The sequence below is a fragment of the Flagellimonas sp. 2504JD1-5 genome, assembly GCF_053618295.1.
In genome coordinates, this window is the sequence record NZ_JBSIOU010000002.1 from 1,134,562 (window position 1) to 1,150,749 (window position 16,188).

Here is a 16,188-nt window from a genome sequence, read left to right on the forward strand (position 1 = left end):
CATTTCATGGTAGATTTATTGCTTGGACTCCAGTGGGGAGACGAGGGAAAAGGAAAGATTGTTGATGTACTAACCAAGGATTATGATATCATCGCCCGATTTCAAGGAGGCCCCAACGCAGGGCACACTTTGGAATTTGATGGTATAAAACATGTGCTCCACACCATTCCTTCAGGTATTTTCCATAAAAATGCGTTGAATATTGTCGGCAATGGGGTGGTCATAGATCCAGTCATCTTTAAAAAAGAGCTGGACAATCTGGATAAATTTAACATCGACATTGTTTCCAAATTGTTGATTTCCAGAAAAGCACACCTTATTTTGCCTACCCATCGTTTGCTGGACGCGGCCTCGGAAACTGCAAAAGGAAAGGCAAAAATTGGATCTACCCTTAAGGGTATTGGACCTACCTATATGGATAAAACGGGCAGAAACGGTATGCGCGTTGGGGATTTAGAGTTTGACAATTGGAAAACAAAGTACCGAAACTTGGCGAACAAACATGAGGCCATGATCGGGTTTTATAATGTGGACATCCAATACGATCTGGCCGAATTGGAGGAAGTGTTTTATGAAGCCGTTGAAAAGCTAAAAGAACTGACCTTTATCGACAGCGAAGAATATATGTTCAAGGCCCAGGCCGAGGGCAAAAAAATACTGGCCGAAGGTGCCCAAGGTTCTTTATTGGACATTGATTTTGGAACCTATCCTTTCGTGACCTCATCCAACACCACCGCGGCAGGTGCTTGCACTGGTTTGGGCGTAGCACCAAATAAAATTGGACGCGTATTGGGAATTTTCAAGGCCTACACCACCCGTGTGGGCAGCGGTCCCTTCCCTACTGAACTTTTCGATAATGATGGTGAGACCATGGGTCGCGTAGGAAATGAATTCGGTGCTACAACCGGAAGGGCCAGACGTTGCGGATGGCTCGATTTAGTCGCGCTTAAATATGCGGTTCAAATCAACGGGGTTACCGAACTGATGATGATGAAAGCCGATGTGTTGAGCGGCTTCAAAAACATCAAGGTTTGTACTGCATACAAATACAAAGGTGAAGAAATTCAGCACCTACCCTACAACATCGAAAGTGAGAATATCACTCCAGTATACACAGAGTTAAAGGGATGGGCCAAGGATCTGACCAAAATGACCAAGGCCGAGGAATTGCCGTCCGCACTTAACGATTATATCGCATATTTAGAGGAGCAATTGAACGTTCCAATCAAGATTGTTTCCGTAGGACCGGACAGGGTACAGACCATAAATCGCTAGGTTGCCGTAACAAAATCCGATGAGATCAGTCTTAACAAAAACTGATCACATGGATACACCAACAACTACCGACCAAACATTTACCATAGGTAAAGCTGCTTTGATTGCCGGTTTGGGCTTATTGCTCATGACACTTACCGTGCCTTTTGCCGAGTTTTACATTTTCCCAAAACTGATAAGTGACGATGCCGCCATTACTGCGGAAAATATCAGCAATGAGAAATTATTGTTCACTACCAGCATTTTTCTGCACACCATTACCCTGCTTTGTGATATTGTGGTGGCTTGGGCCTTATACCTTTTCCTAAAACCGGTAAAGCGTTACTTTTCGTTGCTTGTTGGCTGGTTTCGATTGATCTATACGGCCATGTATCTTGTTGCTTTGGCCAATTTGGTCAAGATTCTGGCTCTTGTACAAACCAATGATTCAACGAGCATACCATTAGCTGAATCAATCGAATTCCACATAGACTCCTTTCGACTGGAATGGTCCTTTGGATTGGTCATTTTTGGGGTGTACCTGATTTTACTTGGATTTTTGGTCCTGAAGGCACACTATGTTCCCAAAATCTTCGGAGCACTTTTGCTGATTGCCGGATTGGGCTACGTGGTCCACACCCTGGGTGCCTTTGTGAGCCCGACCACTAATTTGGACTTTTTGTTCTTTACCTTCTTTGGTGAGCTGGTATTTATGGTTTGGCTATTGGTCAAGGGGCGAAATATCAAGGAATCTGTAGTTGTATAGGTTATGGCAAATTCTTGATGTTTGATAAACTCAGAATTAAAATTGAATCTGCCATATTTTGGTTTTAATCCTAGCTAAGATTTGAAGAGGGAACGTAATTTAACGAGTAAAACATCCCATTTCCCTAAAAAGAAGGTTTTCATAACATTTTCTAGCAGGTTATACCTAGAGAAATAACTACATTGGAGGTCTGAATACGTAAAACCGTTCGGACCTAGATCAAGAATGATTTATTTACACTTATAATGAATTAAAACCCATGGTTTAATCAACCAAGGAAGAAAACCGATATGACCAAACAAATAATCAAACCTCTATTTTTTCTGGCCCTATTTTGTGCCAGTTGCTCATCCTCAGAAAGCGATCCACCGATTAAAGAACAAATTGACACCATTCCACCATCGGTTTCAGTATCAGGAATCGAAGAATCTATTCAGTTGTCCACCACATTAAATATTTCAGCAATCGACAATTCGGGGAACGTGACCACCACTATTTTAATAAATGGCGAGGAAGTCTTTAGCTCAACCAACAAACAATTTACTTTTGAATTGGACCCTTTTGACCATCCCAACGGTGCAAATTCAATAACGTTTAGGTCAGTTGACCCAGACAACAATGTTTTTGAAAAAACCTATAATGTGAACATACAAAAACTGCTATACGAGCATTTTTCCGTGGAATCTCCCGATAATGTTGATTTGTATGTTGCCATAAATCTTTTGGAAACAGGTGAACTCATAGCCTATAAAAAATTAAGTGCCTCAGAGAATACAAAGTTTTATGCCTCTGATGATTTTGAAAAGCAAGATTTGGTCATTACCGAATATGGCATAAGAAAGGACTTTAACTTTTACACGGCAAACTCCTATGCCAATATTGCTCCAGGTACCATCAGGTTGTCACCCTCGGAGGTTGTATCTGCTCTTGGTCTAGAACGAAATCCTACTAATAAAACTGAGGCTTTCAATCTTTCCGTCATAAATTCACCTTCCTTTTCATTTTTCACATTTGGGTTTTTCTACACTTATGAGGGTTCCAATAATCCGGTGTTCGCCATAAATTATATTAAAGACGATACTCCGGACATTTTCCTGTTTCACCATACTCGTGACAATGCCAATCTTTTAACCGATTATCGTTATCTATATACAGAGGATTTTACAGATAGAACCATTGATTTTGATGCATTGAGCAGTCTAAGCCAGGAAGACGTAAAAAGTGTTGTATTGCCCAATTCGGTGGAAAGTTATTCCTTCAATTTGTTTGGGTACGATAGTGAGAAAGCCTACTTGGAAGACTATTTAAGATGGTTATACAGCTATGGTGACGAAACAAGTTCAGCTGGTTTTTCCTTCAATTATCCAGAAATCGGTGAATATGAAATTTCAGAAAAAATATTGAATCTCAATCTGGACGATGGCCGGCAAGTAAGATTTGAACGTCGGGATCTATCCAATGTGGACATTCCGGAAACTTCAATACAGCAATCTGGTAGCGATATAACCATACAGGGAGCATATGACCTTTCCGAGGTTTCCTTGCGGGTGCAGGGTGCCAACGAAACAGATTTTTTCAGACATTACCGAAGTGCTTATAGCAGTACGATCAGTAATCCCTTTGAGAGCCTTGAAATTCCCATTGAAATTGTGGATTTTATTACCGCCCAAGGACTCAGTCTAAATCAGAAAGATACATCTGGGAAAATGAGTTTGTCACTAGTACAATATGGGAATACCATTGATTATCCTGAAGGGGTAGAGATTTACCGCCCTGTTGCAAATGAGACAGGAGATGTTACTGCGATGATCTTTCCATTAAACAACTAAAGAAAGGCCGCATTCGCGGCCTTTTTCATTACTCCAAAGTATCCTCAATCAACTCCCAGAGTACCTTTACTTGGTATAAAGCCTCTTTTTCTTCCTCATACAAAGGTTCTCTTGATTCGTAAAGTGCAATGTCGTGCACCCATTTTAGGGCCTTTACCCGATCAGGGCCATCGAGGGCATCTACATATTGCAACAATTTTAACTGGGCGGGGCTAAGATTTGATACGTGACGGGCATCATTCGAAGCAAGGTCAGCATTGCAACACGGACATCGCTTATGACTACTTTGATTAGACATAAGTTAATGGTTTGAAGGTTACGCATTGCGAGGTCTTCGAAATGTGCTGACAATCCAAATATACAGTTTAAAACAAAATGGTGGGATTTATCTTTATGTAACCTAAGGTTAATCGTGTAAAATGGGTAAATTGGGGGACAGAACCAGTTGTAATGTACTAACTGAACAACTTAAACCAAATGAAATATATAATTGGAATTATTGCCTTCATATCAATTTTAGGGTTAATTGTTTTACTAATCCCTTTGATAAAAACTAGGAGAAAAACAAGTAAAAATTTAAGGGAAAAAAATTCTGAAAACCTTACTCAACTCAATAGACTAATAATAACTATCGCATCGGCCATAATAGTTTTATCAGTTAAAATGAAAGTGGATGAATCAATTGATTTGAATCTGAATGATGTTTGGATAAGTTTTCTTTGTTGTATTGTATTTGGAATTTTAGCATTCTTTTTTGATCATATAAGAAAAATATACGATGAGTTAACCATTTCTACTTTTAAAAGATTAGGCGAAGAAGAAGATAAGGGCAATAAAAGATTATTATCTAAAGAAGCTAAAACACTAATGAAAATGCAAAGTATCTATCAAATTACTGGATATTGTGTTATGTACCTACAATTTGTGACCTTTATATCTGGAATGGTTTTCATAATATCAAAAGGTTTGAGGTTTTAATAAAAACTATGGTGACAATGGCTATAATTGCTAAAACCGCTTCTCTGCACTTTGGTCATTATGGTTTTGTGCCACACCCAAATAAAAGTATTAATCAACGGCTGATTTCTAAGCGGAATAATCCTGCGGATGATTCCACAACGACATCATAGCCGAGACGTTAAAAAACTGAAATTGAATATTAGAAAAGCCAAAGAAACTGATTTTGACAAAGTTTGGGATATCTTTTCAAAAGTCATTAAAACCGGAGACACCTATCTCTTTAATCCAAATACCCCAAAAAAGGACTTGAAAAAACATTGGTTTGCAGAATATATGGAAACTTATGTCATTGAAGAGCGTGAGCAAATATTGGGAACTTATATAATAAAGCCCAATCAAATTGATTTGGGAAATCACATTGCCAATTGCAGTTATATGGTGAATCCAAATGTCCAAGGGAAAGGAATTGGAAAAAAACTATGTGAACACTCTTTACAAATAGCAAAAGAAAGAGGATTTGAAGGTATTCAATTTAATATTGTGGTGAGCACAAATAAAGGAGCTGTAGAATTATGGAAAAAATACGGATTCGAAATAATCGGAACAACACCAAATGGATTTAGACATTCCGAATTGGGCTTGGTCGACACTTACATTATGTATAAAAAATTGTAATAATGGTAATAAATGGAAAACTACCTCCAACAATGGCTCTAATTAACTGGATTGTGCCACACTAAAAAATATTCAGATCATGAAAAAAATATTAGCATTACTTATTTGCACTTTTCTCTCCTTTGGAATGCAAGCGCAGGATATTATCGGAGCTTGGGAGGGATATTCCACCACTGAAAATGGAGACAAACTTAAGAACATCGTCATTTTTGCGGATGGTTACCAGACCATTAGCATTTATGATGCTACAACCGGAAAGTTTGTGCACTCCAATGGCGGTACCTGGAAATTGGAAGGGGATATGATGACAGAAAAGGTTGAATTTGACACCGACAATCCCGAACGTGTTGGCTCCGAAGTAAGTTTTAGAGTCATTATTAGTGAAGATACCATTCAGATTGCTGGTTCTGACCTTAAATTGACCCGCTTGGACAATGGAATGCCCGGAGAATTAAGCGGAGCTTGGCTGATATCTGGCCGGGTGCGAGAGGGTGGCATGCAGACCATCAACACCAATAGACCGCGAAAAACCATGAAAATTCTGTCGGGAACGCGATTTCAATGGATTGCCTATAATACCGAAACCAAACAATTTATGGGAACTGGCGGGGGCACTTACACTACTGTAGATGGTGAATATACCGAAAACATCGAATTCTTCTCAAGGGACGATTCCAGAGCTGGCATGAGTCTAAAATTCAATTATGAACTCGTCGATGGTCATTGGCACCACTCCGGTTTGTCGAGCAAAGGGAATCCCATAAATGAAGTTTGGAGCATCAGGGAATAATTCTACAATCAAAAAGAACAATGAAAACCACACCAGAACATAACGAAAGAATGGCAAAAATGATTTTTGCCTCGGTGTATCCACACTATGTTTCAAAAATTGAAAAGAAGGGAAGAAGCACGGAAGAGTTGCACCAGGTGATTGAATGGTTAACTGGTTTTGATGCCTCGAAAATCCAAAAACTAATTGATGATAGGGTGACTTTTAAGGCATTTTTTGAAGACGCCCAGCTAAATCCCAATGCACAACTTATCACGGGTGTGATTTGCGGGTATCGCATCGAGGAAATTGACAATCCATTGACGCAACAAGTCCGCTATTTGGATAAATTGGTGGATGAATTGGCCAAAGGGCGAAAAATGGAAAAATCTTACGAACCAATTAAAACAAATCCAGCCCGATGATCAGTCGTAATGAGGTATTGGAAACAGACTATAAAAATCGAATTAACCGGGTTTTTGAGTTTATAGATGAGAATCTGGATTCCGATTTATCCCTGAACACGGTTTCAGCAGTTGCTTTTTTTTCGCCTTATCATTTTCATAGAGTCTTCAAATTTATCACAGGCGAAACCTTAAATCAATATGTGACGCGGCGAAGAATTGAAAAATCTGCGTTGGATTTACGTCATAAAACCATCACCGCAACAGAAATAGCCCACAAAAATGGATTTAACGACCTTTCCTCCTTCACCAGGGCGTTTAAAAAGTACTACGGACTAAATCCGACCGAGTTTTTAAAACAAAACCCGAACAAGTTTAGCAAGATTCGTCAATTGGAAAGCAAGAATGGTCAAACCTACCCCGACCATGAAAAATACATTTGCATCATTACTAATCTTAAAAAATGGATAGCGATGCATGCAAAAATTGAAATCAAGGAAACTCCCGAAATGAATGTTGCCGGGGTAACGCACATCGGAATACATGGCGTTGAACAAGCGTTTGAAAAAGTGCTGCGCTGGGCGAACCCGCAAAATCTAATGAAAGATGCCGAAACCAAATTGGGGAGGGTTTTCTATGACAGTGTAAAAGTTACAGCACCGGACAAAGTACGCATGAGCATATTTTTACTGAGCGATAAACCTTATAAAACTGAAGGTGAAATCCATAAATTCATCATTAACCAATCAAAGTGTATTGTTGGAAGCTTTGAAATCACACCAAACGAATTTGAAAAAGCCTGGACCGGTCTTTTTATTTGGATGAATGAAAATGGATACAAAAAAAGCCCAGAAAACCCTTTCGAGATTTATCATAATGACTACCGGGAACATCCACAGAAAAAATTCCTCGTGGATTTGTATATTCCAATAGAATAAAACCCAAAGGGAGTTCAATTCCCGAACAACTAAATAGGATAAAAATGAAGGAAAACAGCTCAAATTACATAGATGGATTTGTTCTTCCCATTCCACGAAACCATCTGAATCAATATAAGAACGTGGCCGAGAAGGTTGCAAAGATTTGGAAGGAATATGGTGCCCTTGCCTACTTTGAGTATGTTGGTGAAGATTTAAAATTGGAAGGGACACGTTCATTTTCTGAACTCTTGGAAGCAAAAAAGGATGAAGCCATTATATTTGGTTGGGTCGAATTCACTTCGCGTGAAGCGCGTGATCTTGCAAACAAAAAGGTCGCGGCCGACCCAAGAATGGTTGATTTAATAGCTCCCTTGACAAGTGCTTCAAAAATAACTTTTGATGCGCAACGCATGGCGTATGGTGGGTTTGAACCCTTGGTTCAATAAAGTAAAAATGGGGTTTAAGACAAATCAAAGTACATATGACCATAGCATCTGAACGGTTACAACTACTCGAAATAAATTGGGATGATTTATCCGACATCCACCGACTTCATTCCATCCCAGAAGTTGATCAGTACAATGCACTGGGCATTCCAAAAGATATTGAAGAAACCAAAGAAGTGATTCGGCCTTTTATCGATGCCCAAAATTCTGAAAAGAGAAAATCTTTTTTTTGGAAGATCATGATTAAAAACACCAATGAATTTATTGGTGTTGCTGGAATAACTTTGTCCCTGAACAAATTTAAGCTTGGTGAAATTTATTACAAACTCTTGCCCTCATCTTGGGGAAATGGATATGCCACTGAAGTGTCAAAAGCTCTTATAAAATCAGGATTCAATGATTTTAAGCTTCATAAAGTTGAGGCCGGTGTCGCCACCGAAAACATTGCTTCCATAAGAGTTCTTGAAAAATCGGGAATGACCCGGGAAGGTTTACGAAGAAAAATACTGCCGATTAGAGGGGAATGGAAAGACAATTACCATTACGCCATTGTTGAAGACGACCCAATGGATTATTAGGGATTGAAATTTGAGATAATCCAATTTAGCCACTATAACTAGAAAACATGATCATACAAGTAATCAAACTAAAATCAAACCTTCCAGAGGAAGAACTTTTAAAAAGAGCCAAAGAACGCGAATCCCAGTTCAAGGCCATAACCGGACTTTTACAGAAATACTATGTGAAACTTGGTCAACCCGGACATTATGGAGGGGTCTACATATGGGATTCTGCAGAATCATTACAAGCATATCGAACATCTGATTTGGCAAAGAGCATTCCTGAAGCTTACGAGATTACTGAAGCCCCCAATATTGAGATTATGGACATTCTTTTTCAATTAAGGGAATAGAACCAAATCATAACCCAAGGATTGTTGTTTTAGTATTAAACCTTTCTAAATCTGCATACATACTTTGCCCAAAAACCCTACTTTTGGGCAAAATTAGCTGGATTGAAGACCGTTTCTTTTTTCATGATTGTCCTGTCCTTTTTTGTGACGTTCGGGCAAGATGCACCCCAAGCTACCGAAGGTAGACAGATTAATATTGTTTATGGGGCCAATTTTACCAAAAACGAGGAGAAATATCCTGGAGCATCCATTTTTAGCAAAGATGATGAGCGTCAGGTCCAGTTTGAGCACCAAGGTGCTGATTTATGGTGCGACATTGCCATTTTCTATTCTGCTGAAAACCGCTTAAGAGCTATCGGCAACATCCGTTTGCAACAAGGAGATTCCATTGAAATGAACAGCGGAAAAATTGACTACGATGGAAATACCAAACTAGCCAAGTCTTGGGAAAATGTGGATCTTACTGATGGACAAATGACCTTGACAACCGATACTTTGTATTTTGATAGAGAAAATCAACTGTCTTACTACCGTTCGGGAGGAAAAGTTGTGGATTCTGCCAATGTGCTCACCAGTATTATAGGCAACTACTTTATGGAGCTCAAAAAAGTGCAGTTTCGTAAAAAGGTACATATTGATAATCCGGAATATATTATAGATTCCGAACAGCTCGATTATTATCGAATTTCCAAAAATGCCTATATGTACGGTCCCTCCACCATTGTGGGAGAAGATTATCAAATCTATTGCGAACGTGGTTTTTACGATACTAAAATCGAACAAGGGTATGGTGTAAAAAACACCACGATCAACTACGACAATAAAATTATTGAAGGTGATAGTCTTTATTTTGACAAACTTTCCTCCTTCGCCTCCGCTACGAACAACATCAAAATAACAGATACCATAAACAATGGTGTAATCAAAGCGCATTATGCCGAGGTTTTTAAAGAAAAGGACTCCGTTTTTGCTACCAAAAGAGCTGTTACTATCAGTCTTGTGCAGCAAGATTCTCTTTATATGCATGGAGACACCTTAATGGCCACTGGCAAGCCTGAGGCAAGAATTATCAGAGCCTTCCGCAATGCTAAATTTTACAAAACGGACTTAAGCGGAAAATGTGATTCCATCCATTACAACGAAGCAACAGGGGTTACCGAGTTGATTACAGACCCCATTATCTGGAACGTAGAAAACCAGATAACAGGAGACAGCATCCATTTAATATCCGACAAGGAAACCGATAAATTGGATTCGCTAAAAGTATTGAACAATGCCTTTATCATCTCTTTTGACACCATAGGAAAGCAAGGGTACAATCAGGCTAAGGGTAAGGATTTGTTTGGAAAATTCATTGAAAATGAGCTCAAAATCATTGACCTTGTCAAAAACACAGAGGTGATTTACTATGTGTACAATGATGACGACGAACTAGTTGGAATCGACAAGACCATTTGCAGTAAAATAAGATTGGAAATGGCCAACAACGATATAGAGGATATTACTTTTTTTGTTAACCCGGATGGAGATATATTTCCGGAAAAGGAACTGCCAGTAGAAAGTCGAAAACTAAAAGGTTTTGTATGGCGCGGCGAAGAAAGAATCCTTAAAAAGGATGACATATTTGATGAAGATGACAACAATATAGAACTTGTAAAAATACGAGGCATAGATAATCCCGTTGACATCGATACAGAAGAACAGGAACGACAGAAAAACAGTGGTGAAACCTTGACCGAAGCACCCAATTCAAAGGCAACAAAACCCAAAAAGACCGAGGTTAAAAAAGTACAATAACCTTATGTCAAAAACAGATTTCCTAAAATATCAGGCCCAAACCACTCCGCATCCACTTGGTTTGGAAGTTTCACATGCACAGGGCAGTTATATCTATGATATAAGTGGTAAAAAACACCTTGATTTTGTTGCAGGCGTATCGGCATGTACCCTGGGCCATTGCCACCCCAAAGTGGTGAATGCAGTCAAGGAACAAGCGGAGAAATACATGCATGTGATGGTCTATGGTGAATATGTACAGCAACCCGCCGTTGCTTACACCAAGTTCTTGGCTTCGCTCCTACCCAAAAACCTGGAGTCCACCTATTTGGTAAATTCGGGAACAGAAGCTATTGAAGGTTCCATCAAATTGGCAAGGCGTTATACGGGAAGGTCACAATTGATCGCTGCCAACCATGCATACCATGGGAATACCATGGGAAGTCTTAGTCTTATGGGATACGAGGAACGTAAAAGTCCTTTTAGGCCATTGATCCCCGATATCAACTTTATTCAATTCAATTTAGAGTCCGATTTAGATAAAATCACCAAGAAAACAGCTGCAGTTATTTTAGAAACCATTCAAGGAGGGGCGGGTTTTATACTTCCAGAAGATGGATATCTTGAAAAAGTTAGAAAACGTTGTGATGAAGTCGGTGCATTGCTTATTCTAGACGAAATTCAACCAGGCTTTGGCCGAACAGGAAAACTTTTTGCTTTTGAACATTACAATTGCACACCCGATATCTTGGTCATTGGTAAAGGTATGGCCTCTGGATTACCCGTGGGAGCGTTTGTAGCTTCCAAAAAACTAATGGATTGCCTTCAGGTGGGGCCCAAGTTGGGCCATATAACCACTTTTGGCGGTAATCCCGTAATTGCTGCTGCCAGTTTGGCCACTCTAAAGGAAATTACTGAAAACCAGCTTGTTGAACAAACCATAAAGAAGGAAAAGCTTTTCAGGACCCTTTTGGTACATCCTTTGATTAAAGAAATTAGAGGTAAAGGGTTAATGCTTGCCTTGCTGTTTGAAAGTTCTGAAATCGCCAATTTTTTGGTATTGGAAGCTGCTAAAAATGGACTTATTCTTTTTTGGCTGCTTTTTGAACCCAAAGCGGTTCGCATATCGCCACCTTTGACCATTTCCGAAGAAGAAATTGCCCAAGGATGTGACCAAATCATCAGTATTTTAAACACCTTCAAGCCTAGCCCTGTTAACTAAATTGTTGATAACATACCCCAAACATCGACTTAATGATGCCCGCAAACGGCTAATTTTAAGTCCATAGTTAAACCAAACACGTTTCTATGGCGTTAGATTCTAACGAAAATCCTGACAAGTCCATTAGCAAGTTTGAGTCCATGCTCAAAACAGATGATGTGTATTTCTTTGACGCAGAGGACTTTGAGGAAATCATCCACTATTATTTGAACAACGGAAAAGTATCCCTTGGAAAAAAGGCTATTCAAATTGGATTGGAACAGCACCCAAATTCATTGGAATTAAAGCTGTTACGGGTTGAGGTTTTGGTTTTTGAAGATAAATATGAGGAAGCAGGAAAACTGTTAGATCAACTTCAGACCATTGCTTCCCATAACGAGGAAATTTTCATTCAACGTGCAAACATTCAGTCAAAGCAAGACAATCACCCCGAAGCAATAAATTTGCTGTTACAGGCGCTTCAACTTACAGAAGATAGTTTCGATATCCATTCATTATTGGGTATGGAATATCTTTTTATGGATGATTTTGAACAGGCAAAACGGAGCTTTATGAAATGTGTAGGGTTTGACCACAGTGATTATTCCTCCTTATACAACGTGGTCTATTGCTTTGAATTTTTAGAGGATTATGATGGCGCTATTCACTACCTCAATGACTATTTGGAACAAAACCCCTATTGCGAAGTAGCCTGGCACCAATTGGGAAAAATGTACTATACCAAAGAAATGTACCAAGAAGCTTTGACTTCTTTTGATTTTGCCATAATCTCTGACGATTCGTTTATTGGGGCGTACTTCGAAAAAGGCAAGGTCCTGGAAAAACTGGGCAAGTACAACGAGGCAATCGAAAACTACGAGACCACCATATCCATTGAAGATCCAACTTCACATGCCTATCTAAGAATCGGTAGATGCCATGAGAAATTGGGAAATAACGATTTGGCTAAATATTATTATTACAATACGGTGCACGAAGACCCACTTCTAGACAAAGGTTGGTTGGCCATCACAGATTTTCATTACAAACTGGGCAATTTTGAAAAAGCACTCTACTACATCAACAAAGCCATTAATATTGACGGCGATAACCCGACCTATTGGAAACGAAGTGCAAAAATCTATGCGGCCCTTAAAAATTTCGATGAAGCTGATTTTGCCTACAAGCAAACCGTCGACCTGGGGAATTATGAGTTTGACACTTGGAACAACTGGGCCCATGTGCTCAAAAGCTCTGGAGATTTTGGTTCCTCCATTCAAGTACTAATCCAAGGACTGGAATTTTATCCCGAAAGTGCAGAATTAATGTACAAACTCGCCGGACTATATTTGAAAAATGGCGAGGTGCTACAGGCAAAAGAAAAACTGGCCGCAGCTATGCAGTTGGATATGGACAAGTTACAATTATTCGAAGATGAATTTCCTGAATTCAACAAAATAGCCTGGTTACAAACTTTGGTTTCCGAAATAAAAAAGGCCTCCACCTAAAACCCCAGAAATTTACTAGTAAATACATGAAAGTACGCCAACTTAAAGATTATGTGCTCATTACCCTAAAAGGAATGGCCATGGGCGCGGCAGATGTCGTTCCTGGAGTATCTGGAGGCACAATTGCCTTTATTTCCGGGATTTATGAAGAACTCATTACTTCTATAAACAACATTAACCTTTCTTTGGTCAAAGTCCTTAAAACAGACGGAATAAAAGCTGCTTGGTCCAAGGTAAACGGTAACTTTTTGTTCACGCTTTTCCTTGGCATATTCATCAGTGTATTGTCTTTGGCAAAATTTCTAAGTTGGCTGCTCGAAAACCAACCCATTTTATTATGGTCTTTCTTTTTTGGTCTCGTTTTGGCCAGTATATTTTTTGTTGGAAAGGAAATAAAAAAATGGACTCCGGGAACGATACTAATTTTTATTATCGGAGCTGCGGCGGCGTATTTTATCACAGAACTGCCGCCCAACGAAAATGTAGATAGCCTGCCCTATTTGTTCCTTTCAGGGGCATTGGCCGTATGCGCCATGATTCTTCCAGGAATTTCAGGAGCCTTTATTTTGGTACTTTTGGGGTCTTACAAAACTATTTTGGACGCTGTTCATGAACGAGACTTCAAAATTGTGATAACAGTTACAGTAGGCGCAATTTTTGGCCTCTTAAGCTTTGCCCGATTGCTAAAATGGATGTTCAAAAATTATAAAAACTTTACCCTTGCCTTGCTAACCGGTTTCATTTTGGGATCACTGAACAAGATTTGGCCCTGGAAAAAAGTACTGGAAACAAAAACTTTTGGCGATAAAACAGTGGTCATCGATGATATAAACGTTTGGCCCACAGCCTTTGAAGGTGACAATCAATTAATACTGGCCGTAATCTTAGCATTGATAGGTTTTTCGCTTATTTTTATCTTGGAAAAAATTGCTTCCAAAAAATAAGAGAACCCTATTTTCAAATGCATCAGCCTAGAACATTTCTGGATAATTTCTTTTTGGTGATCAAAGGACTTTGTATGGGTGCGGCCAACAAAGTTCCCGGCGTCTCCGGGGGGATTGTGGCGTTTGTTGGCGGTTTTTATGAAGAATTCATCTATTCCCTCCAAAAGATAAACTCCAAAGCCTTTAAGCTACTGTTCAATGGTAGGTTTAAAAGTTTTTATCAGTATACCAACGGACGATTTTTGGTGCTGCTCATTTTCGGGATGCTGGTCAGCTATTTTAGCGTATCAAGGGTCTTGGATTATTTTTTGGCCAAAAAAGAGCTATTTGTGTGGGCCGGATTTTTTGGAATGATTCTGGGCTCTATTTACTACATCGCCAAAGATTTTCACCATTGGAATAAAAAAACCGTTCCCGCCGGTATTATAGGTTTGATAATAGGCATTTCCATAAGCTTTCTAAGCCCAGCTACCCAAAACGACAACCTGTTGTTTATCTTTTTCTGCGGTATCATTAGCGTTTCTGGTATGACTTTGCCAGGCTTGTCAGGCTCTTTCATCCTTATTTTGTTGGGTAATTATGTATTGTTGCTGGTCGATTCGGTAAATGCCCTCTACGATACCCTATCTGAAGTATTTGCTGGTGATTTTGACTTTGTCAATAACGAAAAGAGAATGGAAACCCTTAAAATATTGGCCGTTTTTACTTTAGGTTCGGCAACGGGACTGGTTACCTTTTCGCATTTGTTAAGCTATGTGTTGAAGCATTTCAAAGCGATATCCACGGCGGTCATATTGGGTTTCATCACAGGTTCTTTAGGGGTTGTATGGCCGTGGAAAAGAACCATTATTAAGTTGGATGATCTGGGTAACGCCCTGATAGATTCCAATGGAGATAAAATTGTGCTCAATTACGAGCGCTATTTTCCGAATTTTGGCATCGCTGAAACTTGGTGGGCCATACTTTTTGTGTTTCTCGGAATATTGGTATTATTGGTTTTGGATTGGTATGGAAAAAACAGAAAAGAAAGAAAACAGGTTCGGACTGCTCGGTAGATCAATTTCTTATTCCTTTTCGCAGGGATATTTCACCGAAAAATTCAAGGCGTTGGGATTAACAGATCACAGCTATGAGAATTTTGACATCCGCGATATTTCCAATCTTGGCACCATCCTAAAGCAAGATAACCTCAAAGGGTTCAATGTAACCATACCGTACAAAGAAGAAGTTATACCGTTTTTGTCAGATATAGATGCCACAGCCGAAGAAATAGGAGCTGTAAATACCGTAAAAATTACCAAAAATGGCCTTTTGGGGTACAACACTGATGCATATGGTTTCCAAAAGTCGTTGGAACCTTTTTTAAAACCCCATCACAGTAAGGCATTGATTTTGGGCACCGGAGGAGCATCCAAAGCCGTTAAGTTTGTATTGCAAACATTGGGAATTGCCCCCGTCTATGTGTCCCGAACCAAAAAGTCGGAGCAACTTACTTACCAAGAGCTGGATGAAACTGTTATGCAATCGCATGCGCTGATCGTTAATTGCACACCCTTGGGCACTTACCCCAACATTGAAGAAAAACCTACAATTCCATACCACTTTCTCAGTAATCGGCATCTTTTGTTCGATTTGATCTATAATCCAGAGAAAACAGCCTTTTTAAAAGCAGGAGAAGCTAAAAATGCTGCCATTTGCAATGGTATGGATATGCTCAGGTTCCAAGCTGAAAAAGCTTGGGAAATTTGGAACAGTCCATAAAAGTACCTGCCCCCATACGCACATTTATTTGATTCATACATAACAAAACTCCTTCAAAAGAA

18 protein-coding genes are annotated in these 16,188 nt (G+C 39.4%); 17 read left to right on the forward strand and 1 reads right to left on the reverse strand.

The genetic code is table 11. The annotated features are described in order from the left end of the window. Positions 1–6: 6 nt before the first annotated feature. The 3 genes from ACULLG_RS14545 (at position 7) to ACULLG_RS14555 (ending at position 3,849) form a co-directional block, all read left to right on the forward strand. Positions 7–1,275: an adenylosuccinate synthase gene (locus ACULLG_RS14545; protein ID WP_452127527.1), complete on the forward strand. Its 1,269-nt coding sequence runs from the start codon at positions 7–9 to the stop codon at positions 1,273–1,275. 49 nt (positions 1,276–1,324) lie between these two features. Further along, on the forward strand, positions 1,325–2,020 hold the full coding sequence (locus ACULLG_RS14550; protein ID WP_452127528.1) for a DUF4386 domain-containing protein: 696 nt from the start codon (positions 1,325–1,327) through the stop codon (positions 2,018–2,020). 290 nt (positions 2,021–2,310) lie between these two features. Next, positions 2,311–3,849 (forward strand): hypothetical protein, encoded by a 1,539-nt coding sequence (locus tag ACULLG_RS14555; RefSeq protein WP_452127529.1) that lies wholly within the window; start codon positions 2,311–2,313, stop codon positions 3,847–3,849. Positions 3,850–3,877: 28 nt separating this feature from the next. Here ACULLG_RS14555 and ACULLG_RS14560 read toward each other — a convergent pair whose 3' ends face one another. Next, positions 3,878–4,147: a hypothetical protein gene (locus ACULLG_RS14560; RefSeq protein ID WP_452127530.1), complete on the reverse strand. Its 270-nt coding sequence runs from the start codon at positions 4,145–4,147 to the stop codon at positions 3,878–3,880. A gap of 179 nt (positions 4,148–4,326) precedes the next feature. Here ACULLG_RS14560 and ACULLG_RS14565 point away from each other — a divergent pair, with 179 nt between their 5' ends. From ACULLG_RS14565 to ACULLG_RS14630, 14 genes are all read left to right on the forward strand, one after another. Then, entirely contained in the window at positions 4,327–4,827 is a 501-nt protein-coding gene (locus ACULLG_RS14565; RefSeq protein WP_452127531.1) for a hypothetical protein, read from the forward strand. A gap of 174 nt (positions 4,828–5,001) precedes the next feature. Then, on the forward strand, positions 5,002–5,484 hold the full coding sequence (locus ACULLG_RS14570; RefSeq protein WP_452127532.1) for an N-acetyltransferase family protein: 483 nt from the start codon (positions 5,002–5,004) through the stop codon (positions 5,482–5,484). 79 nt (positions 5,485–5,563) lie between these two features. Continuing rightward, positions 5,564–6,274 carry a membrane or secreted protein gene (locus ACULLG_RS14575; RefSeq protein ID WP_452127533.1) on the forward strand — a complete coding sequence of 237 codons (711 nt, stop codon included), beginning with the start codon at positions 5,564–5,566 and terminating at the stop codon, positions 6,272–6,274. A gap of 20 nt (positions 6,275–6,294) precedes the next feature. Beyond that, the gene (locus ACULLG_RS14580; protein ID WP_452127534.1) at positions 6,295–6,678 is read left to right on the forward strand and encodes a DUF2200 domain-containing protein; all 384 of its coding nucleotides are present in this window, start codon (positions 6,295–6,297) and stop codon (positions 6,676–6,678) included. Continuing rightward, entirely contained in the window at positions 6,675–7,595 is a 921-nt protein-coding gene (locus tag ACULLG_RS14585) for an AraC family transcriptional regulator (RefSeq protein WP_452127535.1), read from the forward strand. The genes ACULLG_RS14580 and ACULLG_RS14585 overlap by 4 nt, the downstream gene beginning before the upstream one ends. 44 nt (positions 7,596–7,639) lie before the next feature. Further along, entirely contained in the window at positions 7,640–8,023 is a 384-nt protein-coding gene (locus tag ACULLG_RS14590) for a DUF1428 domain-containing protein (protein WP_452127536.1), read from the forward strand. A 35-nt stretch (positions 8,024–8,058) separates the two neighbouring features. Next, positions 8,059–8,601 (forward strand): GNAT family N-acetyltransferase, encoded by a 543-nt coding sequence (locus tag ACULLG_RS14595; protein ID WP_452127537.1) that lies wholly within the window; start codon positions 8,059–8,061, stop codon positions 8,599–8,601. A gap of 47 nt (positions 8,602–8,648) precedes the next feature. Continuing rightward, the gene (locus ACULLG_RS14600; RefSeq protein ID WP_452127538.1) at positions 8,649–8,936 is read left to right on the forward strand and encodes a hypothetical protein; all 288 of its coding nucleotides are present in this window, start codon (positions 8,649–8,651) and stop codon (positions 8,934–8,936) included. A 123-nt stretch (positions 8,937–9,059) separates the two neighbouring features. Then, entirely contained in the window at positions 9,060–10,733 is a 1,674-nt protein-coding gene (locus tag ACULLG_RS14605) for an OstA-like protein (protein WP_452127979.1), read from the forward strand. Positions 10,734–10,737: 4 nt separating this feature from the next. Next, positions 10,738–11,934, forward strand: a complete 1,197-nt coding sequence (locus ACULLG_RS14610; protein ID WP_452127539.1) for an aspartate aminotransferase family protein — start codon at positions 10,738–10,740, stop codon at positions 11,932–11,934. 86 nt (positions 11,935–12,020) lie between these two features. After that, the gene (locus ACULLG_RS14615; RefSeq protein WP_452127540.1) at positions 12,021–13,421 is read left to right on the forward strand and encodes a tetratricopeptide repeat protein; all 1,401 of its coding nucleotides are present in this window, start codon (positions 12,021–12,023) and stop codon (positions 13,419–13,421) included. Between the two features lie 26 nt (positions 13,422–13,447). After that, complete coding sequence (locus ACULLG_RS14620; RefSeq protein WP_452127541.1) at positions 13,448–14,365, forward strand: DUF368 domain-containing protein; 918 nt, start codon at positions 13,448–13,450, stop codon at positions 14,363–14,365. 17 nt (positions 14,366–14,382) lie between these two features. After that, complete coding sequence (locus ACULLG_RS14625) at positions 14,383–15,420, forward strand: DUF368 domain-containing protein (RefSeq protein WP_452127542.1); 1,038 nt, start codon at positions 14,383–14,385, stop codon at positions 15,418–15,420. After that, entirely contained in the window at positions 15,374–16,126 is a 753-nt protein-coding gene (locus tag ACULLG_RS14630) for a shikimate dehydrogenase family protein (RefSeq protein WP_452127543.1), read from the forward strand. Before ACULLG_RS14625 ends, ACULLG_RS14630 begins: the two co-directional genes overlap by 47 nt. Positions 16,127–16,188 lie beyond the last annotated feature (62 nt).